1 protein-coding gene is annotated in these 749 nt (G+C 80.6%); it reads left to right on the plus strand.

All coding sequences use genetic code 11. The features are described from left to right. Positions 1 to 749 (plus strand): 3'-5' exonuclease (locus EBM89_RS20815; protein WP_305038160.1); only part of this gene is annotated, 749 nt, incomplete at both ends.

A 749-nucleotide genomic window follows, 5' to 3' on the forward strand; every position in this document is an offset into this window, starting at 1 on the left:
CGTGCTGGCGGAGGGCCGCGAGGCCGCCCGCGAGCCGGGTGCCGACGCGCAGACCGTGCTGTGGGCGGTGTGGGACGCCTCGGGGCTGGCCGAGCCGTGGCGGCGGTCGGCGCTCGCGGGCGGTCCGGGCGGGGCGCGCGCGGACCGGGACCTGGACGCGGTGCTGGCGCTGTTCCGCGCCGCGGAGACGTTCGTGGACCGGATGCCGCAGGCCCGCGCGGCGGCGTTCCTGGAGTGGGTCGAGGCGCAGGAGCTGCCGTCGGACACCATCGCCGCCCGCGCGCGCCGGGACGCCGTGCAGGTGCTCACCCCCGCGGGCGCGGCGGGGCGGGAGTGGGACGTCGTCGTGGTCGCGGGCGTGCAGGAGGGCGTGTGGCCCGACCTGCGGCTGCGGGACTCCCTGCTGGGCTCGCAGGCGCTGGTCGACCTGCTCGCGGGGCGGTCGGCGTCCTCCGCCGCCGAGGCGGGGCAGGCGGCGCGCGCGGCGGTGCTCGCCGACGAGCTGCGCTCGTTCCACGTGGCGGTGTCCCGGGCGCGGCGCGCGCTGCTGGTCACGGCGGTCTCCGACGAGGACGACCAGCCGTCGCCGTTCCTCGACCTGGTCGAGCCGTGCGACGAGGACGACGACCCCCGGCGCACGTCCGCGCCCGCGCCGCTGGACCTGCGCGGCCTGGTCGCGCAGCTGCGGGCCCGCGCGGAGGGCGGCGCGCGCCGCGGGGTCCCCGACGCCGAGGCGGTCGCGGTGCTCG

The sequence above is a fragment of the Cellulomonas triticagri genome (assembly GCF_003696205.1).
Taxonomy (GTDB): domain Bacteria; phylum Actinomycetota; class Actinomycetes; order Actinomycetales; family Cellulomonadaceae; genus Cellulomonas; species Cellulomonas triticagri.